Raw genomic sequence first — 20,857 nt, forward strand, 5'->3', positions numbered from 1 at the left:
TAAAAAAAATGGTTGCGATTTTTTACTCGTAATAGTGTTATCACAAGTCATAAGTCACCATTCATACCAGCACTTCGCCAGCCGCAGCCTGGCTAAGAAAAGCCGTAGGGCTAGCAGTCAAACCGTAGGCACCGGATTGAAACAAAACAATCAAGTCCCCAACCTCTGCCTTAGCCAATTCCATATCTTCTGCAAGTATGTCGAGCGGTGTACATAATGGCCCCACCACGGACACTACTTCGCGCGCGGTCTCCAACATTTTATTGCCCACCGTGACCGGATAATTTTTGCGAATCACCTGACCAAAGTTGCCGGAGGCGGCCAAATGGTGATGCAACCCACCGTCAACAACTAAAAAAATCTTCCCACGTGAGGTCTTACGATCCAGAATCCGAGAAACATAGACGCCTGCTTCGCCCACCAGATAGCGTCCCAACTCGATGACTATCTCAGTATTCCCCAACGCAGCCCGCACACGCGGTAGCCACTGCCCTAGATGCTCACCGATCGGACGCACATCTAAAGGCTTATCTCCGGGAAAGTAAGGGATACCGAATCCCCCGCCAATATTAAGAAAACGCATGGGCTGTGGTGCGTACCCGGCAAGCCGAAAAGCCAAATCAAATGTACGCGATTGTGCATCCATAATTGCAGCGGGGTTTAGGCTCTGGGAGCCGCTAAAAATTTGTAATCCGTGAAAATCGACATCTAACCATGCAAGGCGTTTGAGCAGCTGCGGCACCAATTCGGCATCGATACCAAATGGTTTGGGACCGCCACCCATTTTCATACCCGATGTTTTCATTTCGAAATCCGGATTTACCCGCACAACCACCCGAGGCGCAATTCCAAGTAGTTGCCCAATATCAACAACTGCTTCAAGCTCGTGCTCCGACTCCAGATGAATGACCACACCGGCGGCGATCGCTTGGGTTAACTCTGCGGCTGTTTTTCCTGGTCCGGCGAAACTGATACAGTCTGGCCTCATAGGCGTATCGAGCGCCACTTTAAGTTCGCCGCCAGACGCAATATCAAATCCATCGACCAGATTGGCCATACACTGAACGACAGCAGGCATCGGATTTGCCTTGATCGAATAATGCAGCGCGATCTCTTTTGGCAAAGAACTGCGAAGGTACTGCGCCCGCGCTACCAGCAGGCCGCGATCATACGCATAAAACGGCGTCTTTCCGACACGCTGAGCCAGTTGTGTCAACGGTATGCCGCCAATCTGAAGGCAATTGCCGACGGTCGGAAACTTCTGCTGCGGCGCATGAACTGGTTTCGGCAGCATCGTCATTTCACCTGATCAGTAAAAAATGAAGCTAAGCTCAGTTGCAAAAACTTGCGATCAATTTTCCCGTTTGGGGTACGCGGCAACATATCTGCCCATTCCTCGACGTGCGCTGGAACCATATACGATGGCAAACGACTCTGACATCCCTTAAGCAAAGCCTGAGCCGATGACATGCCGTCAGCGCGTGGGACCACAACAATAATAGCTTGGCCCAACTGTGGGTGCGGCACACCAATTGCGGCTGCCTCCGCCACCAATCCTGTTGCGTAGACCACCTCTTCTACTTCATACGGGCTAACCCGATAACCTGATACTTTGATCATGTCGTCATCGCGTCCAATGAAATAGAGAAATCCCTCTTCGTCCAAGCGCACGGTGTCGCCCGACCACACTGCAATCTCGGCGAACGGAAGCGCCTTGTCCTGTCCTGGCGCAGGCTTAAAGTGCCGCGCAGTTTTTTCTGGATTATTCCAATAGCCCATAGCGACCAATGCACCACGATGCACTAATTCCCCCGGCTCATTCGGCTCGCAAAGGGTTCCGTCGGGACGAACCACAATCACTTCAGCATTTGGAATGGCACGTCCAATCGAATTGGGGCGCGTAGCGATTTCAGAAGGTGGCAGAAAAGTGGAACGGAATGCCTCCGTTAGCCCGTACATCAAATAAATCTGCGTTGCAGGTAATGCCGCACGCATTTTATCCAATGTCGGACGCTGTAACGCGCCTCCAGAATTGGTAATGTAGCGCAAACTACTTGCATCACCCCAATCTTGTTGCGCCAATTGATGCCACAGCGGCGGAACAGCAGCAAGACCGGTAATGCGCTCAGTCTTTACGGCCCTGACGATATCCGGTGGAAATAAATAGTTCATCAAAACGACTGAAGCACCGGCATAAAACGCAGTCGTCAACTGGCTCAATCCATAGTCGAAACTCAACGGTAACGCAGCAAGAATGCGATCTTGAGCGGTATTACCCAGATAACCTGCCACACTGACTGCACCTGCAACCATATTACGATGAGATAGGACCACCCCTTTCGCGCGGCCCGTACTGCCGGAGGTATAAAGAATGGCGGCCATGTCGCTATCAATACGACGGTGGCGTGCCAAGGACCTGAGTTTATGACAAACCTCGTCCCAATAGACAAAGTCTATGCCCTGCAATAAAGAGGAATTTGGCAATGCCGCCCCTGAGCCGACGATAATAACCGTATGCAAATCCCTGCTCTGCTGCATTACATCCGCAAGAGCCGCCAACCGGTCGGTCGTCGTTATCAGGATCTTGACGTTGCAATCAGCAAGAATATGCGCGACCTGAGCAGATTTGAGCAGTGGATTGACGGGCACAAATACGGCTCCGGCCGCTGCCGCACCAAACATTCCCACCACCGCTTCGAAACGTTTCTCCAGATATATCGCAACCCGTTCACCGGCATTGATCCGAAGCTCGAGCAAAAGCTGCGCCATTGCATCGACTTGTGTCGCCAGTCCAGCATACCCGAGACGATGTCCTTGATACACCAAGGCTTCTGCATCTGGCGACGCAGAGGCTGCGTGAAAAATAAACTCGTGAACAAGATTAGTCATTGCGGCAAAAAATCAAAAAAGGTAGACGGCTTACAGGGCCAGATAAATGTAACTTTCAATCAAAAGACTGTGCTTACTCAACTTACTTAATCCCATGTCGTCCGATTAAGTCATACAACGTTGGCCGACTAACGCCAAGTAATTCAGCGGCCTTAAGAATATTGCCGTCCGCTCGACCCAATGCCTTCACCACAGCTTTGTATTCCGCGTCGTCTCGTATCTGCCGTAAGTTAATCGGCTCCTCCGTCGATGGATTCACAGCCAGACCGAGATCATCCGCGGTTATCTGGGGACCATCCGCCATGATGACAGCACGCATCACGCAATTTTCCATCTCACGTACATTGCCGGGCCATGCATAACCTTCGATCGCAGTCAAAGCCTCCTGGCTAAAGCGCAGCACAGAACGTCCCTCTTTGGCGCTGATCTTATTGACAAAGTGATGGGCCAGTAATGTCGCATCACCGGCTCGCTCCCTCAAGGTAGGAATCTTGATCACGATCTCGCTCAAGCGGAAATATAAATCCTCCCGAAAGCGTCCGGTAACAGTCAACTCTTTTAAATTTTGGTGGGTCGCGCAAACGACACGCACATCAACTGGAATTTCAGTGTGACCACCAACGCGCTCAATGACACGCTCCTGCAAGAACCGTAGAAGTTTTGCTTGTAAAGACATCGGCAAATCGCCCACTTCATCCAGAAAAAACGTGCCACCATGGGCCAGCTCTACCTTGCCTAACGTTTGCTTGGCAGCGCCGGTGAACGCACCTTTTTCATAGCCAAATAACTCGCTCTCCAGAAGATTCTCGGGTATGGCGGCGCAATTAATTGCCATGAAGCGATGCCCATGACGCGCGCTAAGCTGATGCAATGCCCGCGCCAGGATTTCCTTTCCTGTACCGCTGTCACCCAACAGCATGACCGAAGCAGAAGACGGAGCAACCTTCTCTATATTGCGGCAGACCTTCAACATGCCAGCATCACGGCTAATCAGGCCAGTCATCGGCGAGTCGCTTTGTGCCAATTGCATGCGGCGATTTTCGCGCTGCAGTGCATGCAAATAAAAAGCACGTTCAACGACCAGACGTAATATTTCATCGTCACACGGCTTTTGATGGAAATCATACGCGCCCATACCGATCGCACTGACCGCATGGGCGTGGTCCTGATTGCCGGTTAAAACGATTAACTTGGTATCAGGAGCAAGCGCCAGTAATTGCTGTAACGTGGCCAATCCCTCGGTCGCACCGTCTGGATCGGGTGGCAAGCCAAGGTCCATCGTCACGACCGCAGGTTCGTGCCGCCGCATCATTGCCAGCGCGCTTTCACGGTCACCTGCAATCAGGACTTCATAAGCGTCGAAACTCCAGCGCAATTGCTTTTGGAGGCCAGGATCGTCTTCGATGATCAACAGCTTTGGTTTATTTTGACTCACTGGCTTCCTCTTGCAATAGCGCGATAGGTTTCGTCGTATCCTTATGAAATGGCAGCATCATCAGAAAGTTTGTGCCGATTGACTCTTGACTGATGACGGTAAGTTGGCCTCCCAACTCATTGATATACTCGTGACTTTCAAACACACCAATACCCATTCCTGCCGATTTCGTACTTTCAAAAGGCTTAAACAATCGGTCACGAATGAACTCCTTGCTCATCCCTCGTCCTGTATCGTTGATCGATATCGCCACACGTTCATCAACCTTTGCAACACTAACGACCACTTTGCCGGCTTTGGATGTTGCTTCAATCGCGTTCTGAATGATGTGACCAATCACCCGTTCCAGCCTTTCCCAATCGGCCATCACCACTAAGCCGGGATCACCGATCTCAAGCGTAGGTCGGGGTTCTGCACGCGACTTGGACTGAATGATTTGCTGTAAGAGCGCATCAATGTTCAACGGAATATAGGTCTCAATAGCGTCTTTACGGCTCAACTTCTGCAACAACAATTTCATCTTTTGCACTGAGTGATTAATCGTCGCGAGCATGTCTTTTTGAAATTCTGGATTGTGCTTATGCTTTTCTGCATTCGACATCAATAGCGATAGCTGTGAAATCAAATTTTTCAAATCATGTACAACAAACGTCGACATACGATTAAAGGATTCAAATTGTCGCGCAACCATCAAGGCATGCGCAGATTCCTGCTGCGCCAAATAACTAGCGGCCTGACTGCCCGCAATTTTAAGCAAGTCTATGACCTCCCAATTTAAATTCAACGCACTTCTGGGTTGGGCCAGCACAACAAACCCCAACAATTTTCCATGCAAGCTAAGTGGTATTACTAACCAGGCTTTGGAAAAATTGCACAACCACTCAGGCAGTGCGACATTGGTATAACGCGTCGGATTGTCTGCATACTCTTTAAGATCAATCACCCATTGTTTCTGCTCAAGAAAACGACATAAGGAAAGATTCGCGGGGTCGGACTGGCTCATGAGAGACATATTCCAATTTGCGAGGCGTTCACAGTGTCCTGATTGTCCTGATTCGCGGGTGACAAAAAGCGCCCCTCCCGGACTTTCGACCAACTTGGCTAATGCCTGAACAACGCGCACTCCTAAATCAGGTCCATCTTCGGACAAAATCCGCGTAAATCGTAACCACTCTTCACGATAGTCATAGGTGTAATTAAAAAAATGCTTGCTGATCACCACTCGTAACCATGAACGAAATACGCCAGAAAACAATATACAACCCAGCAAAATCAACGCGCCAAACAAAAATGCTACCTGAATGACTGTGCCCCAACGGCCACCAAAATAGCGCAGGTAATAACCGGCAGATGCCATCGCCAATAAGTAAATTGCTGCGCCAAAAAGTGACACGGAATGAAACGCAATGCGACGAGAAACGGTGAAACCCAGTGACCATTTGGGATTACGGGATGCCGACATAGCAATCAACGGCACTGTCAGCGCGTTGACGACACCGCGAGCCGACCATATCTCGATATTGACGTGCCGAAACAGCATAGCGTCGCTATACATATAAAAATCATAGGCAAATAGACCACCCATGCCCATGCAAGCAAATTTAATTCCCCAGCGTTCTTCGACAGGTGTATTGCGATAAAGCTGCTCCACCAACAGAAGTCCAAGTACAGCGGATGCTAATCGGCCAACGGTACTAGCCATCACAACGATCTCTGCAACGACAAAATGCTGTTCCGTATTTCTGGCAAGGGTAGCCAATAAAATGACCAGATAAAATATCCCGATCGCAACGACTACCGAATTTAATCTTGGCCCAGACAGACTTTTCGGTTTCTGAAAAAAACCCATCAGCAATAGCAGGAAACCAGTCCACCCGGCATTCCTGAGCACTTCGGTTACATCGCTGATTACTGAAAAATGCGTGGCCCAACCGGACTGCCAGGCCAGCGTCGCACTCCATCCTATCGTCAGCAGACAGGAAAATATCAGCGCCTTAGCGTTAAGTTGCTTCCTCCAACTGGTCAGCAGCAGCACAATGAGAGAAAAAAATGCGAGCATTGCCAACGAGTAGCCCAGTACCGCGATGTTCATCGACATTTGAAAGGCTACCGCCATCTTATCTGCCGGCCCCAAAAAGCACGACTCTGAGCGTATCTATCAATATAAGAATGTCCAAAAATAAGCTGTTGTTTTTGACATAGTACAAATCATATTGCAGCTTCTGAATCGCATCCTCCACCGAAGAACCGTATTGATAACGGACCTGCGCCCACCCGGTTATTCCCGGCTTTACGCTATGCCTGACGTTATAGAACAGAATTTCTTTGCTGAGTTGCCTGACAAAATATGGCCGTTCCGGTCGAGGGCCGACAAAACTCATTTCCCCCTTCAGGACGTTAAGAATTTGCGGCAGTTCATCAATACGCAATTTGCGAATGATCGAGCCGACCCTGGTTATACGGGGATCATTCGACGAGGCCCACTGCGGTTTTCCTGACTGCTCCGCATCGTTTCGCATGCTACGAAATTTGATCACCATGAAGCAGTCACCATCTTTTCCGACGCGCTCCTGCTGATAAAAAATCGGCGCCCGATCCTCGATGAAAATACACAAAGCAGCAAGCAGCATGATCGGTGCTGTAAAAATCAGAAGGATCACACTAGTTAATATGTCGAAAAATCTTTTGAAGAAAACACGCAGCGTCGTCTGGTCAAATCCAGTACCAAAGACTAGCCAACTCGGCAGCAAAGAATCGACTCTGATCTGGCACACTTCTCTTTCAAAAAATGCCGCTGACTCGATGACGCGGATACCGCTTAGCTTGCATTCCAGCAACTCATTGATACGTCCACTCGCACCACGCCGATTTTGTAGTGCGACCACAATCTCATTAACATCATGCCTTCTGGCAATCGTTAGCAACGACTCATCAGCGCAAAAAATGTTGCCCTGTGGCACGCAATTAGTTTCGCTCCCGACGGAAACATAACCGACGATATGATATTTATTGTCACTGATACCGCTGGCCACTACGCTACATTCACGCGCCAGTTCGCCAATACCTAAAAAAATAATCCTTGAAGCCAGAAATTCAGATTTAGAAAATTTAAAAAATATGGCGCGTGCCAGCAGAATGCCTACGCCTGCAAAAAAAAATGCTAATAGCAAGATACCGCGACCCAGATAGAGTTCGGGAGCCACATAAAAAACGACGATCAAGATCCCAAGTCCCATTGCGAACGAAGGCATAATGCGAAGAAATGTCGTGCGCAGCCCTCCATTTAGGTTACGTTGATACATTCCGAGCGCACTCATCCCGAACACGATTGAAACAACAAACGCACAATTTGAAGGCAAAAATTCGGCGAAGTTTGTCGCCCAATGGCTACCTCCAACGAATCGAATATTGACGCCCAGGTACGCAGCGCTCAGCAAAATCAGAATTTCCACGCCAAGCAGAATAGATACTATTTTTGATACATAGTGATTTGAAATTTTTAACACGCTTAGCTCCGCACCCTTGTTGCTCCACGAAATCCACTACACAGCATGGAACAATGATTACTCATTACGGCGAATATCACTTTTGTCGTTCTTACACGGTCAAAAAAGTTATTACTCGGGCAGAGACGTATTCAGACTTGGCAATTGCGTTGTCGCTTATGCCGGAAAAAAACTGGTAATGACCCACTAGAAAAACTTTCATAGAGCAAAAATTTATACGAAAAAAATCCTTGGTGTTCTTTGATAAATTTTTCCCCGATGACATGAACAATCACTTTGTCAATACTGCAACTTTAGTTAAAATGTTCTATTTATAGTCACATAACTATAGCGTTGGAAATTGTCAAGATTCCTACGAAAACTGACATTTCCTATCATTTATTTTTCTCGTAAAAATAATAGAGTTCACAAAAATATGAGTAACTACTCAAGAGATTTGATGCCGCCAGACCTCGCGAATGAGAGATGGAGATAAGCGAATGCGCAAAAAAAATCGCGGCTTTAGTACACATTCCTCGCTGTATCGGACTCTCAATAAAGTTTGCACTTAGGGAAATCTCCGTTATGGTTTGGCTGTCCTCGAGAAAAAGGGGATCGGGCTTGAGAACCTGCCATCCATAGCGCACAAACGGCGCAAAGCCGTTTTTTTACGTGCGTCTGCCTTTGTTGCGCCTTCATTGGGCGGCATCGGTGGGAGCCTTCGGGCTGCCGGTGGCTATGGATGCCGGTTTCTCAACCTGCCTTTGCTGCCCACCCGCTTGAGAACGGGTCGCAGTGTAATCGACACCTTTAGAAATCACACTATGCCAATTACCACGACGCCTATTCACACCAACTTATACAACATTAGTCGCTTTTACAGCCAAACCAGCACGGTGGACCACTCATGAACACACCACCACCATCACCATCCAACCAACCAGAATTTCCAGGAGCATTCCATCAATCATTTTCGTGGCTACTTTTGGAACACAAACATAATGAGCGCGAGCAGTTTTATGCCATGACGGTAGATGGCTGCGAAGGCATCAAAACATGCCTCGATATAGTCCATTTGAGTAATTCGGATAGAAATACCGATACCGCCCCAACACTGGATATTGTTGCGACGGAGCGCTTGCTGCGTCTGGCACTGATGTCATCTCAACTGCTGGCGGACATGGCTGCGCGTCGTATTGATCGGCTTGATGACAGAACCAGCAGGTAACCTGAAAAAGGTGCGTCTGGGCGGATGGCGACGATGCAAGCGCCTCACCCTGCCCTTAGCATCATCAGACCGCGGCGGCGCAACGCCGCGCTGCTAAGATAGAGTTATCCCACCATCCATCGTATTTGGAGATTTGCAGATGACGACCAAGAAACAGACTTTTTCATTTCCTCAGAGCAAAGGCGTTCCGGCCCAAGTGGGTCCGTTTGCACATGCCACTCAATGGGGCGATATGGTGTTTATTACCGGACAAATGCCGACCGATCCCGTTACCGGCGGGGTGGTCGGCGACGATATCGTGACGCAAGCCACGCAAGTACGCAAAAACCTGGAGGCCGTGCTGATCCAGTTTGGCCTGACATTTGATGACGCGTTAATGGTGCGGATTTACCTCACCTCTTTTGACGATTACGACGCGTTTAATACTGCGTATGCGAGCTGGTTCAAAGGTCCGCTGCCCAGCCGCACCTGCGTCGGTATCACCGGACTGGCAGTTGGGGCGATTGTTGAGATTGACTTGATTGCGGGAATACCAAAGAAGCAATGAGAGACGCAATGCGTTGAGGCCTACCGAGGCGTGCATCCACACAAGATGCACGCCGAGCCGCAATTACACGCCAGCGCAAACGCCATCTGCACGGGGATCGGTAGCACCTTCGATCATGCCATTGGGATGCACGGCGACCACACCCGCATGGCCCATCATATCGGTGTAATCGTCAACGACTTCGACTTCATGCCCTGCACGACGTAAGGCTAAGATAGTCTCCGGATCGATGCGCCCTTCCACCTTGAGATTAGTCGAAACATCGCCCCACGTGCGGCCCAGTAGCCAGCGCGGAGCGCTCACTGCGCGTTGCATATTTTGTCCAAATAAGACGTGACGCGTGAACACCGCCGCTTGCGTCTGAGGCTGGCCCTCTCCGCCCATGGTGCCGTAGGCAATCGTGCGGCCATCGTTGAGTTTGGCTAATGATGGATTGAGGGTGTGAAAAGGTAGTTTGCCCGGCAAAAGTTGATTAACTCCGTCGTCAAGAGAAAAACTGGCACCACGGTTTTGCCAGACTACGCCAGTATCCGGTACGACGACACCGCTGCCGAACTCCCAAAAAATACTTTGAATGTAGCTGACGACTCTACCTTGCGCATCAGCGGCACCCATCCAGATGGTGTCACCAGGTTTGGCAGGATGCGGCCAAGGCGCAGCCATGTCGGATCGAATGTAGGCGGCCTCGCTATCAAGTAGCGCTTCTTTGAGCCAGTCGCCAGCATTAACGCTCATGTGGGCGGGGTCACTGACGTGCGCGTTGCGCAGGATGAACGCACGTTTGGTCGCTTCGACCAGACCGTGAATATGCGCGAAGCCATCGGCTTCCGTCACGCCCAAGCGGTCAAACAGGCCGATGATCATCAAGGCCGATACGCCTTGCGTGGGTGGCGGCAAATTGTAGACACTACCTGACCGCAACTGCACCTTTAAGGGCGCAACTATTTGCGCACGGTAGGCGGCAAGATCGGCGGCGCGAAGCGGACTGCCTAGCCGTTCGAGACCGCTGGTCAAGGTTTGTGCCAGATCGCCACGATAAAAGTCGTCTAGACCTGCGTGCGCCATTCTCTCCAGCGTGGACGCCAGTGCTGGTTGTTTGAGGATGTCGCCTTCGCTCGGCACGCCACCGTGCGCATACGTATCGACAAAGCCCGGCTGATCAGATAGTTGAGACCATTTATCACGTGTCAGTTGCACTTGTGAACGGGTAATGGGCACACCAGCTTTGGCATAACCGATCGCATCCGACAACAGCCTTGCAACCGGCAATGCTTTCCCCCAGCGACTGGCATGCTCCAACGCCACGGACCAACCGGAGACCGCACCAGCTACCGTCAATGCTGCACGTGCACCACGGGTCGGGATACTTTGTTCACCAGCGTAGAACTGGCGATCCGCCAAACCCGCAGAAGGACCGCATGCCTGAATTGCGACCGGCTCACGACCGGGTTCGCTGATGATCCAAAAACCGTCTCCACCAATGCCGTTCATGTGCGGATAAACAACGGCAATGGCGGCTGCGGCGGCAACCATTGCCTCGACTGCGTTTCCACCTTCGCGCAATACGGCAGCACCGGCTTGCGCTGCGAGATGGTGCGGTGCGGTAACCATACCGCCGACACACGTTTTGCTATGCAACATACTTGCTCCTATTGGTTTTGATTTAATGTCGTTCCGCACAGTGCCCGTAAAAGCAGCGTGCGTAATTATGTGCTTTCACCTGGTTCTAAATCTGTGTTTTATCAGTCAAGCTAAATAGTAGTATTAACGATTTCTGAATAATTGGTTAGATTATTTTAATTGTAAAATTGAGGTCTCTTTCGTATCGTATATTCTTTTGTTAGCCAGAATTCGCTGCACGAAGAACGATAAACTTCAATCGATAAACTGCGCGTTTATCGAAGCGACTTATTCCCGTTAAAACAAAAAAATCAAAAATGACGGAGACTAAAAAATGTTTAAAAATATTTGTGTCGCATTAATTATCTTTTTGCCCTTCTTTCAATCCACAAGCGCCTCTGCGCAACAGCCCATAAAACTAAAAATGGCGCATCAATGGTCAGACGATAAAGCCAATTATGTCGTTGTGGCTGGTAAAAAGTTCGCCGAAGAAGTGGCGAAAGCATCGAATAACCAAATAATAATTGATATTTTCCCCGCGGACTCTTTAGTCAAAGCGCTCAATACCCACACAGCATTAAAAAATGGCGCAATCGATCTGGCTATTTATCCCTATATTTACTCCGCTGGAGCGATCCCGGAGATGAATCTGGTCCTATTGCCGGGGCTGTGGAAAACGCCTGAAGATGTGTTCCGATTCCGCAACAGTGAAGCGTTTGCAAAACTCGAGCAAAAAGCGGAAGCGTATGGATTCAAAACGTTAAGCTGGATTCAAATATCCGGCGGCGTTGCGTCCACCAACAAGCCGATAAAAATACCTGCTGACATCTCCGGCGTGAAGGCAAGAGCTGCGGGCAGAATGATGGAATTTGCATTGCAAAAGGCTGGCGCAAGCACGGTATCGCTAGCGTCATCGGAGACCTACAATGCGATGCAACTTGGTCTGCTGAATGCCGTATGGACATCATCTGGCACGTTTGGCTCATTTAGGTTGTATGAGGTGGCCAAATACTATATCTCGCCAGAAGACTACAGCATTTATTACACCATTGATCCGATTGCGATCAGCATGAAAACCTGGAATAAGCTGACACCGGCGCAGCAGAAAATATTAGTCGATGTTGGCAAAAGTCTGGAACAGGAATCTTTTGAAGCGGCAAAGAAAGACGATCAAAGAGTGGCAAAACTGTTTGCGGATAACGGTGCCAAAGTAAGCAAAATGACGCTCGTCGAATGGACGCAATGGCAGAAATTATTCCAGGAATACAGTTTTGAAAAATTCCGCAAAGAGGTTCCTAATGGCGCTCAGTTGCTTGATCAGAGTGTCGTTTTCAAGAAATAGACCCAGACCATATTATGGAAAATATTTCTACGGCTGCTTCTGCTTCGAATACTGCTTCTAATACTGCTTCTAATTCTGCTTTCACTACCACTGCTTTTGAACGCATGATCGACCGATTCTGCAATGGCCTCGGTATGTCGGTCGGGCTGGTTGTGCTGCTTGCGATGACGTTGATTTCATGCGGGGTGATCGCACGCGAATTATTCGGCTTTTCCGATAATTGGATTACCGAAGTCACCTCTTATTTGATGGGCTATGTCACCTTTGTTGGCGCGGGCTTTCTGCTCTGGAGTGGACGCCATGTTCGCGTAGAAATACTGGAATCTCATCTGGGAAAGAATGGCAAGACTGCGCTATTTCTCATCACCAACGTGGTCGTTGGCATGGTCGGCATTTTACTCGTCTATCTCAGCTTCAATTTTTGGCTTGAAGCATGGCAGAGCGGCGAAAAATCGTGGGGCACATTTTCCATTCCTTTGTGGATGCCCTATTCGATCATGCTTGCCGGGACCGTCATTTTTTTGTTTCTGCATGGTGCGAGAGCCTTCATAGATTGGCAAAAATTGCACAGCCGACAATGTAAGAACAACTATATCCCCGCAGGCATCCCGCATAAAAATTGATTTAGAGAGACGACAAAATGGAAATGCTTATTGGCCTCGGGATGTTCGTTAGTCTCCTGGTGGTGTTGACCTTGGGCGTTCCGATCGCTTATTCGTTATTGTTTGTCGGGATTGGCACATTGCTGGTGGTGAGCGGCGATATCAGTTCTCTCGGTATTGTGGCCAATACCTATTGGAGTTCGGTCACCAACGTTACGCTGACCTCATTGCCTTTATTCATGTTAATGGGGGCGATTATCTCGGCCTCAGGAATGGGCGCGCGTCTCTATAATTCGCTGGCAACCATTTTGCATGGCATACCGGGCGGTCTTGGTGTGGCGACGACAATCGCGTGCACGATCATGGCAACGGTTTCAGGCTCCAGCGTGGCGACTGCCGCAGCGCTCGGCGGCTTTGCCATTTCGGAAATGCGGCGTCATGGTTATCCGGATGCGGAAGCATGTGGCGCGGTGGCGGCTGGCGGAACCCTTGGCATTTTGGTCCCCCCAAGTATTCCCTTGATCGTCTACAGCGTCATCTCCGAACAATCCATCGGCAAGCTGTTTATGGCATCCATCGTGCCGGGCCTCATCATGGCCATGTCCTTTGCGGTTTATCAGGTGGCGATGTCACTTCGGAGAGGTAAACCAGCCGTTGTGGGTACTGAGCAGAAAAGAACCGTGACGGCAATGGAGCGCCTGGCAGCGGTAAAAACAATCGGTCCTTTCGTGGTCTTGATTTCCATCATTCTTGGATCGCTATATTTGGGACTGGCTACGCCGCCCGAAGCGGCTGCACTCGGAACGGTCGTTAGTTTATTACTTTCCGGGATTATTTATCGCGACATGACGTGGGATAAATTTCGCACCATTCTTCTCGGAACCGCTCAAGGCAGTGTAATGATTCTGGTGGTCATCGCCGGCGCTATCGTGTTTGGCTATGTGATGACGACTACGCAAGTGGCAACGGCACTTTCATCCTCGGTTGCGCATGCCCACTTCTCTCCATGGGTGGTCTTTATTTTCATTAATTTATTGCTGCTTTTTCTCGGATGTTTCATGGAGACCATCGCCATTATCGTGATTACGATGCCGATACTTATTCCCATTGTGACCGCTTTTCATTGGGATCTTATCTGGTTTGGCGTCATCGTCGTAATCAATATGGAAATGGCATTGATCCACCCACCGGTCGGTCTCAATTTGTTTGTGGTGCAGAATGTGGCGCGCGATGTCCCCTATCGTCGCATCGTGATCGGAACGCTGCCTTATGTCGGCATTATGATGGCGGTGCTTGCGCTGATTGCGTTCTTCCCTGCATTGACCACTCTTTTGCGATGAGGTCTGTAACGCTGCATTCAGAAATAAATAATCAGCAATAAGCAATAAGCAATAACAAAATGCCGGGTCAAATGATTTGACCCATCATTTTTATTCACTGTCGCTAAACCTGATTCACGCACTTGCCAATGTAGCCTCAACCGCTAATCCGATTTCCAAAATCTTGCGATCATTGCCACCAACAGCGGCCAGCATCAATCCCACCGGCGCATCACCTGCCGCATGGCAAGGCAACGAAAGCGCGCAACCATCGAGAAAATTGATCACCGACGGATTCCGCAAAATCAAGCCGTTGGCCTTGTTATACGCCTCGTCGCTGGCCTCCAGAGCGGCGATAGTCGGTGCCACAATCGGGATAGTCGGCATCAACAATGCGTCGTACCCCGCAATCCTGCGCTCTACCGCTACGATCCATTGCTTGCGTGCCGCAAACAAGTCAATCAAGTCAGCTGCGCTCATCTCCTTGCCACGCAGTATGCGCGAGATCACGCGTGGATCGTACGACGCGGCGCGGTCGGCGATCAGCGTCCGATGCCAGGCGTAGGCTTCGGCTCCGGTGAAACCGCTTTTTGCATTGATGGCAGCCAGTTCGGCAAACTCGGGGATGTCGATTTCTTCAATTAATACACCCGCCTTTTCCAGACGCTGGCGTGCCTTGGCAAACGCTGTTGCAACCTGGCTATCCATACCATCCAGCACCAGAGTGGTTGGTAGCGCCAGACGCAAGCCACGTAGCGAATAAGGCATTAGCGGAAGGATCGGTTCACCGGCGATAATGGCATCAATCGTTGCGCAACAGGTGACGCTATTGGTGATCGACCCTATCGAATCCAGTTGCGCCGATAGCGGCAAAACACCTTGCAGCGATACTCGGCTAGCGGTCGGCTTGAAGCCAGTCAGTCCACACAGTGCAGCGGGAATCCGAATTGAACCGCCAGTATCAGAACCAATTCCGGCAACCGCCATGCCATCGCTGACCGACACAGCCGCGCCGGACGACGAACCGCCGGGAATGCGCCCGTTGGCCCGATCCCATGGATTGCGCGGCGTGCCGTAATGTGGATTGATACCAAGACCGGAATAAGCAAATTCGGTCATATTGGTACGCCCAATGATGACTGCACCGGCGGCGGCCAGTCGCTGCACCACTACCGCACTTACCTGCGCTGGCGGCGCATCGTTGAGCGCCACCGACCCAGCCCGCGTAATGCTACCGGCGACATCAAACAGATCCTTGACTGAGATCGGTAAGCCTTCTATCGGTGAGCGAGTCTGGCCGCTGACGCGCAAGATATCCGACGCTTGCGCAGCCGCCCTTGCTGTGACTTGGTAGATTTCGGTGAATACCCGGCTGCCTTCGCCGGACTGCGCCAATGCGCGTTGCAGCGCGGTCTCGGTCAGCGCTGCGGAGCTGGTGGCATTCTGTTGCAGTGCTGCGGACAAAACCTGCAGGGTTGGTAGCGTGTTAGTCATAAGGTCTCGAAAAGGGTGTGATAGCTAATATTTGCTTTTTATGCCACCTCTGGCAATATATCGACTTCGTAATGGTGTCGCAAACTGCGTTGACGGCGCGGATCGAACAACTCCATTGTAAATGACTGTGCCGGACGAATGCCACCAATTGCACCAACAGTTCCGCAAGTCATTCCGCTGCCTGCGGGCAACATTGTGGCGCCGTTAGTATAGCCAGCGATCAGATCCTGCGGCGTGCGCAGTGACGCTAACGGACCTTCCTGATACAGAACTTGTTCGCCGTTTTCTTCGATGTAGGAGCGGATCACCAGTTCGTCCCAATAGTCTGCAACTTCGGCCAGACGCCACGCTGTGTTAGCGACCGGTTTTACGCATAGCTGTTTCGACAGCGCTACGCTATGCGCCTCCAGTTTGCGGTCAGTATGGTCGGAGGCAATGCTGACATAGAGTTCGCCTTCGGCGGCGAAGACAAAGGTTTCGACCTCTCCCGACGAATCTGGGCCAACTACCTGGACTTGTCGCGACTGCGTTAGCTGATTGCTCGCAATCCGGTAATACAAAGGAACGGCGCTTGGACGAGAGATGCCGATTGCCGCCAGTTCCTCTATGTGATGTTCAATGGCGGCGTGGTCGCGCCCGGCCCAACCGGCCACGATTAGGGTGTCGATATCAGTGTCGAGTTGGCGTGAACCTTGTTCGGTGTCGATTTGAAAGGAGATATGCATGATGATTCCAACGTTAAAGAAGACGGCACTGCAACGTGCAAAGCCGTGATGGTGGTGAAATTAGCGGACTTTTTTAATGAACACCAGGACCAGAAACGTTGCGGCTAATTCCAGCCCCGCCACGAAGTAAAGTCCAGAAGCCACGCTACCGGTGGAGGTTTTGAGCGAGCCGATAAGATACGGTGCGACGAAACCAGCCAAATTGCCAATCGAGTTGATGAGTGCGATGCCACCGGCGGCGGCGGTACCGGTAAGGAATGCCGCGGGAATCGACCAGAACACCGGGAAAGCAGCGAGAATACCTGCGGCAGCCAGCGTCAGGGCACACAGCGCCAGCACCGCATTGCCAATAAAGAATCCGGTCAATATCAAGCCAATGCTCGCTACCAAAGTTGCCAATGCACAGTGCAGACGCCGTTCGCCGCTGCGATCAGAATGGATGCCATTCCATATCATGGCGACGGTACCAGCGAGGAAAGGAACTGCCGAAATCAAGCCGATCTGCAAATTACCGACGATGCCGATTTCCTTGATGATGGACGGTGACCAAAAGGCAATCGTGGCGTTGCCGCTAACGACGCAAAAATACACAGCAGCGCATAGCCAAACCCGATAATTACGGCATGCGTCACGTAGTGAGGAATGTTTGCTGTCATGGTTTTCCGATGCCAACGCTTTGCTTACAGCCTGTTGCTCTGTCGTACTCAGCCATTTTGCATTGACTGGCTTCTCCGGCAGATAAAGCAATACCAAAATACCGGCGATTACGGAGGGAATCCCTTCCAGCAAAAACAGCCATTGCCAGTTAGCGAAATGACCAACGCCATCCATGCGACTCATGATAAGACCGGCAATCGGGCCACCCACGACGCCAGCAATCGCGAAGGAGGTCATGAACAGGCCATTAACACGCGCCCGCAGAGCTGCCGGAAACCAGTAAGTGAGGTACAGCACTACACCCGGGAAAAAACCGGCTTCGAACACGCCCAGAAAGAATCGAATGACATAAAAGCTGGCGGGTGTCTTGACATACACCATGGCCATTGAGGTCAAACCCCACAGGATCGTGATCCGGGCGAGCGTTTTTCTGGCGCCGATTTTTTCCAGCAACAAATTACTAGGGACTTCAAACAGGAAGTAGCCGATAAAAAAGATACCAGCGCCAAGTCCATAAACGGCCTCACTAAATTGCAAATCCTGCAACATTTGTAATTTGGCAAAGCCGACATTGACCCGATCTATCCATGCCAGTACGAACAGAAATACCAGAAACGGAATCAGCCGCCAGGCAATTTTCTTGTAGGTATCTTCCAACGCATTGTTCGCTAGTTTGATGTTGTTGCTCATGTGATGTCACCTGAAAAGGAAGTTGCTTCGCAGCCGTTAGCGAAGGATTGCGCGGTGTTTCTATGATCACCGTCACCGGTAGTACAGATCTGTCTATCGGATGAATTGAGTATGCGTAACGACCAGACGCCTGTCCAACAAGAAATTGTCAGCGCAGGCGATTGAAAAAGCTTATGAGCAAAAGTGGGGAGGTTTATGGAAGTTTAAGAGGATCTGTTCCTCTTATGGTGCGGGGCCTGATCAGGCAAGCGGGAAAGGCAGTTCCAGCGGTTCGGACGGTAATCTGGCGATTTCCGGTCCCCAATTCAGTGCGAATTCGGACGCGGTTTCCTGCGCGATGCTGGCAATGGTCTCGGTCAGAGCATTTTCTGGATCGTTGCGAAACGAGGCCATCAGCAGCAAAGCGGGAAACTCAGCATCCACCCGCAGCAGTTGCAAACTGCCATCATTGAGCTCACGCTGGATGATGGCAGGCGGCACTACGGCAACGCCGAACCCATCGCTGACCAGTCGTATCATGGTGGCCACGGAGGTAATGCAATTGATATGCAGCGAGCCACGTTCGCTGTTGGAAAACAGTTGTTTGATGATACTGTGCGGTCCCGAATTGCGGGCAAAACTGACCAGCGGAAAGGCAGCCAGATCGGACAAGGTCAGGGTTTCGTTGCCGATCTCCAACTTGCTGCTGCCAACCCAGCGCATCGGCAATTCGCACAGCTTGAAATTGCGTACATTGAGCGCGATCACTGGCTCTGCCAGCAGAACCAAATCCAGGTCACCCTTGCTGAACTGCTCGCTAAGATGAATAGTGGTATCGCTGGCGATTTCAATTTCCAGTTGAGGAAACAGTTTGTGAATACGTCCAATCAGGTCCGGAAACCAGCTATGTACGATGGATTCGATCACGCCAATCCTGATTACGCCAGAATAGTTATCACGGGCCGACATGTCGTCCTTCATTTCGCGCATCAGCTTGACGATACGTTCTGCATACACCAACGCCTTGCTACCGTCAGTAGTCAGGGCAACCTCACGTGCGCCACGATCAAACAGGCGCAGACCGAAATCCTGCTCCAGCGTGGCAATGCGGCTTGATACCGCAGCTTGCGTGGTGTGCAATTTTTCCGCTGTCAGCCGAAAATTTTTCAATTTCGCCAGCCAGACGAAGGTTTCGAGGAAACGGGTGTTCATCTGTCTATCGGTAATCTGTTATAGGTAAGGCATTAGTTTAGCTTAACAGGAAAGCATGAGGGGTGAAGAATGACGACCTAGCTGCGCTCGATTCTGATTTAATGCTGCTTAAGCGCTGAAGGAATTTATCGATCATGTCCATGTGATTCTGTAAAATTGTAGGTACTGGCAGCCTGTAGCTGCCAGCTTCCTTGCTACAAGTCTTAAAGCAAATTCATCTTTCTCGCCGCCTCACGCAACTCACCCCGAAAATCGGGATGGGCAATGCCGATCAGTTCCTCGGCGCGCTGTCGGGCCGATTTTCCGCGTAATTGCGCTACGCCGTATTCGCTCACCACATAATTCACATCATTCTTGCTGGTACTGACATGCGTGCCTGCGGTCAGTGTGGGGACAATCCGGGAGATGGTTTGATCCTTCGCGGTGGCAGGCAGGACGATAAAAGACTTTCCGCCGTTTGACCGATTTGCCGCACGTACGAAATCTGTTTGACCACCGGTACCGGAGACTGGACAGAACCCCAATGTTTCCGAACCACACTGGCCGATCAGGTCTACTTGCATCGTCGCATTGATGGTGACAAGATTGTCGTTCTGGCCAGCGAGATATGGATCGTTCGTGAAATCGGCAGGATGCATCTCCAGCACCGGATTGCGATGCATGAACTGATAGAGTTTTTTGGAGCCGAGCGCAAACGTGGCGAGCATCTTGCCCGGATGCATATTTTTCCGCTTATTGGTGACAGCGCCTGATTCAACTAGCGTCATCAGACCATCACCGAGCATTTCGGTATGAATGCCAAGGTCACGCTTGTGGGTTAATTGCATCACCACTGCATCGGGGATGCCACCGTAACCAATTTGCAGCGTGTCGCCATCATTGATCATATCCGCGACGTATTTGCCGATTGCTTCCTGTACCGGGCCAATTTTAGGTAAACCGACTTCTGGCAGCAGCTCCTCACTTTCAACAATGGCCGCGACCTGCGAAATATGGACGCGACAATTACCGTAGGAATACGGCACATTCGGATTGACTTCAAGAACGATCGCACGGGCCTTTTCAATCGCAGCCATGGTGTAGTCCGCGGCTAGACCGAGTGAGAAATAACCTTCCTCATCCATCGGTGAAGCCATACTAAAGACAACATCAGCGGGCGAGAGTCCTTGCCGAAGCAAACTGGGTAACTCGGCAAAATAGGCGGGTATATAGTCGGTCCAGCCAGCCTGACCTCCGGCGCGTGACGCCGGGCCAAAGAAATACGCAACGTGGCGCACATGATCCGTCGTCTCATGGTCGTAATAGCCGTACTTTCGCAATGGAAGAATCTGAGATATGCGCACGTCCAGAAAATCCCGACGCTGCTCGGAGAGTGCCGTCAGCAGCTTTGGTGGCTCAGCAGAACCGGTCGGTACGACAATGGTGTCGCCATTATGAACAAGACGAATGGCGTCGTCGGCACTTAGACGTTTTTCCTGATATTTTTGATCGAACGACATGTGGATCTCCTCATTATTTTGTTATATTTATATTGTCTTATGATGTCTTATTTTTCGGTATTACTGGTGCGGCAATAGCCAGAGACTATTTTGAGGCGTGGTGGTCGGCAAGCGCCCTGCTTTCACGCCGCGAT

The 20,857-nt window shown here is 50.6% G+C and carries 16 protein-coding genes; 5 read left to right on the forward strand and 11 right to left on the reverse strand.

The annotated features are described in order from the left end of the window. Window positions 1-61 precede the first annotated feature (61 nt). The 5 genes from RGU75_RS00405 to RGU75_RS00425 all read right to left on the reverse strand — a co-directional run bounded on the left by RGU75_RS00405 (window position 62) and on the right by RGU75_RS00425 (window position 7,830). On the reverse strand, window positions 62-1,300 hold the full coding sequence (locus RGU75_RS00405; RefSeq protein ID WP_322232299.1) for a pyridoxal-dependent decarboxylase, exosortase A system-associated: 1,239 nt from the start codon (window positions 1,298-1,300) through the stop codon (window positions 62-64). Beyond that, on the reverse strand, window positions 1,297-2,889 hold the full coding sequence (locus tag RGU75_RS00410; RefSeq protein WP_322232300.1) for an acyl-CoA ligase (AMP-forming), exosortase A system-associated: 1,593 nt from the start codon (window positions 2,887-2,889) through the stop codon (window positions 1,297-1,299). Before RGU75_RS00410 ends, RGU75_RS00405 begins: the two co-directional genes overlap by 4 nt. An 82-nt stretch (window positions 2,890-2,971) precedes the next feature. After that, the gene (prsR, locus tag RGU75_RS00415; RefSeq protein WP_322232301.1) at window positions 2,972-4,324 is read right to left on the reverse strand and encodes a PEP-CTERM-box response regulator transcription factor; all 1,353 of its coding nucleotides are present in this window, start codon (window positions 4,322-4,324) and stop codon (window positions 2,972-2,974) included. Continuing rightward, window positions 4,311-6,440 carry an XrtA/PEP-CTERM system histidine kinase PrsK gene (gene prsK / locus RGU75_RS00420; RefSeq protein ID WP_322232302.1) on the reverse strand — a complete coding sequence of 710 codons (2,130 nt, stop codon included), beginning with the start codon at window positions 6,438-6,440 and terminating at the stop codon, window positions 4,311-4,313. The genes prsR and prsK overlap by 14 nt, the downstream gene beginning before the upstream one ends. Before the next feature lies 1 nt (window position 6,441). Then, window positions 6,442-7,830, reverse strand: a complete 1,389-nt coding sequence (locus RGU75_RS00425; protein WP_322232303.1) for a TIGR03013 family XrtA/PEP-CTERM system glycosyltransferase — start codon at window positions 7,828-7,830, stop codon at window positions 6,442-6,444. Window positions 7,831-8,716: 886 nt separating this feature from the next. On the opposite strand from RGU75_RS00425, the gene RGU75_RS00430 reads away from it, so the two are divergent. Next, the gene (locus RGU75_RS00430; protein WP_322232304.1) at window positions 8,717-9,037 is read left to right on the forward strand and encodes a hypothetical protein; all 321 of its coding nucleotides are present in this window, start codon (window positions 8,717-8,719) and stop codon (window positions 9,035-9,037) included. Window positions 9,038-9,176: 139 nt separating this feature from the next. Next, window positions 9,177-9,584 carry a RidA family protein gene (locus tag RGU75_RS00435; RefSeq protein ID WP_322232305.1) on the forward strand — a complete coding sequence of 136 codons (408 nt, stop codon included), beginning with the start codon at window positions 9,177-9,179 and terminating at the stop codon, window positions 9,582-9,584. A 63-nt stretch (window positions 9,585-9,647) separates the two neighbouring features. Here the strand turns inward: RGU75_RS00435 and RGU75_RS00440 are convergent, their stop codons facing one another. Beyond that, the gene (locus tag RGU75_RS00440) at window positions 9,648-11,225 is read right to left on the reverse strand and encodes a gamma-glutamyltransferase family protein (RefSeq protein ID WP_322232306.1); all 1,578 of its coding nucleotides are present in this window, start codon (window positions 11,223-11,225) and stop codon (window positions 9,648-9,650) included. A gap of 313 nt (window positions 11,226-11,538) precedes the next feature. Between RGU75_RS00440 and dctP the strand changes: the two genes are divergently transcribed. From dctP to RGU75_RS00455, 3 genes are read left to right on the forward strand one after another with little or no spacing between them, the layout of a single operon-like run. Next, complete coding sequence (gene dctP, locus RGU75_RS00445; protein ID WP_322232307.1) at window positions 11,539-12,546, forward strand: TRAP transporter substrate-binding protein DctP; 1,008 nt, start codon at window positions 11,539-11,541, stop codon at window positions 12,544-12,546. Between the two features lie 14 nt (window positions 12,547-12,560). Further along, window positions 12,561-13,169: a TRAP transporter small permease gene (locus tag RGU75_RS00450; RefSeq protein WP_322232308.1), complete on the forward strand. Its 609-nt coding sequence runs from the start codon at window positions 12,561-12,563 to the stop codon at window positions 13,167-13,169. 17 nt (window positions 13,170-13,186) lie between these two features. Next, complete coding sequence (locus RGU75_RS00455; protein ID WP_322232309.1) at window positions 13,187-14,488, forward strand: TRAP transporter large permease subunit; 1,302 nt, start codon at window positions 13,187-13,189, stop codon at window positions 14,486-14,488. 114 nt (window positions 14,489-14,602) lie between these two features. Here the strand turns inward: RGU75_RS00455 and RGU75_RS00460 are convergent, their stop codons facing one another. The 5 genes from RGU75_RS00460 to RGU75_RS00480 form a co-directional block, all read right to left on the reverse strand. Continuing rightward, window positions 14,603-15,961 (reverse strand): amidase, encoded by a 1,359-nt coding sequence (locus tag RGU75_RS00460; protein WP_322232310.1) that lies wholly within the window; start codon window positions 15,959-15,961, stop codon window positions 14,603-14,605. Between the two features lie 38 nt (window positions 15,962-15,999). After that, window positions 16,000-16,686, reverse strand: a complete 687-nt coding sequence (locus tag RGU75_RS00465) for a DUF2848 domain-containing protein (RefSeq protein ID WP_322232311.1) — start codon at window positions 16,684-16,686, stop codon at window positions 16,000-16,002. Window positions 16,687-16,746: 60 nt separating this feature from the next. Further along, window positions 16,747-18,033 carry an MFS transporter gene (locus tag RGU75_RS00470; RefSeq protein WP_322232312.1) on the reverse strand — a complete coding sequence of 429 codons (1,287 nt, stop codon included), beginning with the start codon at window positions 18,031-18,033 and terminating at the stop codon, window positions 16,747-16,749. Between the two features lie 240 nt (window positions 18,034-18,273). Further along, window positions 18,274-19,224 (reverse strand): LysR family transcriptional regulator, encoded by a 951-nt coding sequence (locus RGU75_RS00475; protein ID WP_322232313.1) that lies wholly within the window; start codon window positions 19,222-19,224, stop codon window positions 18,274-18,276. Between the two features lie 203 nt (window positions 19,225-19,427). After that, window positions 19,428-20,723, reverse strand: coding sequence for an acetyl-CoA hydrolase/transferase family protein (locus RGU75_RS00480; protein WP_322232314.1), 1,296 nt, complete (start codon window positions 20,721-20,723; stop codon window positions 19,428-19,430). Between the last annotated feature and the right edge of the window lie 134 nt (window positions 20,724-20,857).

Source organism: Glaciimonas sp. CA11.2 (assembly GCF_034314045.1).
GTDB lineage: Bacteria > Pseudomonadota > Gammaproteobacteria > Burkholderiales > Burkholderiaceae_D > Glaciimonas.

What these genes read in the sequence shown, in the direction of transcription:
- dctP (WP_322232307.1), top strand. Translation starts at nt 11,539, where the DNA reads ATGTTTAAAAATATTTGTGTCGCATTAATTATCTTTTTGCCCTTCTTT.
- prsK (WP_322232302.1), bottom strand. Translation starts at nt 6,440, where the DNA reads ATGGCGGTAGCCTTTCAAATGTCGATGAACATCGCGGTACTGGGCTAC.
- RGU75_RS00460 (WP_322232310.1), bottom strand. Translation starts at nt 15,961, where the DNA reads ATGACTAACACGCTACCAACCCTGCAGGTTTTGTCCGCAGCACTGCAA.
- RGU75_RS00470 (WP_322232312.1), bottom strand. Translation starts at nt 18,033, where the DNA reads ATGAGCAACAACATCAAACTAGCGAACAATGCGTTGGAAGATACCTAC.
- RGU75_RS00430 (WP_322232304.1), top strand. Translation starts at nt 8,717, where the DNA reads ATGAACACACCACCACCATCACCATCCAACCAACCAGAATTTCCAGGA.
- RGU75_RS00410 (WP_322232300.1), bottom strand. Translation starts at nt 2,889, where the DNA reads ATGACTAATCTTGTTCACGAGTTTATTTTTCACGCAGCCTCTGCGTCG.
- RGU75_RS00450 (WP_322232308.1), top strand. Translation starts at nt 12,561, where the DNA reads ATGGAAAATATTTCTACGGCTGCTTCTGCTTCGAATACTGCTTCTAAT.
- RGU75_RS00465 (WP_322232311.1), bottom strand. Translation starts at nt 16,686, where the DNA reads ATGCATATCTCCTTTCAAATCGACACCGAACAAGGTTCACGCCAACTC.
- RGU75_RS00480 (WP_322232314.1), bottom strand. Translation starts at nt 20,723, where the DNA reads ATGTCGTTCGATCAAAAATATCAGGAAAAACGTCTAAGTGCCGACGAC.
- RGU75_RS00405 (WP_322232299.1), bottom strand. Translation starts at nt 1,300, where the DNA reads ATGACGATGCTGCCGAAACCAGTTCATGCGCCGCAGCAGAAGTTTCCG.
- RGU75_RS00455 (WP_322232309.1), top strand. Translation starts at nt 13,187, where the DNA reads ATGGAAATGCTTATTGGCCTCGGGATGTTCGTTAGTCTCCTGGTGGTG.
- RGU75_RS00475 (WP_322232313.1), bottom strand. Translation starts at nt 19,224, where the DNA reads ATGAACACCCGTTTCCTCGAAACCTTCGTCTGGCTGGCGAAATTGAAA.
- RGU75_RS00440 (WP_322232306.1), bottom strand. Translation starts at nt 11,225, where the DNA reads ATGTTGCATAGCAAAACGTGTGTCGGCGGTATGGTTACCGCACCGCAC.
- RGU75_RS00435 (WP_322232305.1), top strand. Translation starts at nt 9,177, where the DNA reads ATGACGACCAAGAAACAGACTTTTTCATTTCCTCAGAGCAAAGGCGTT.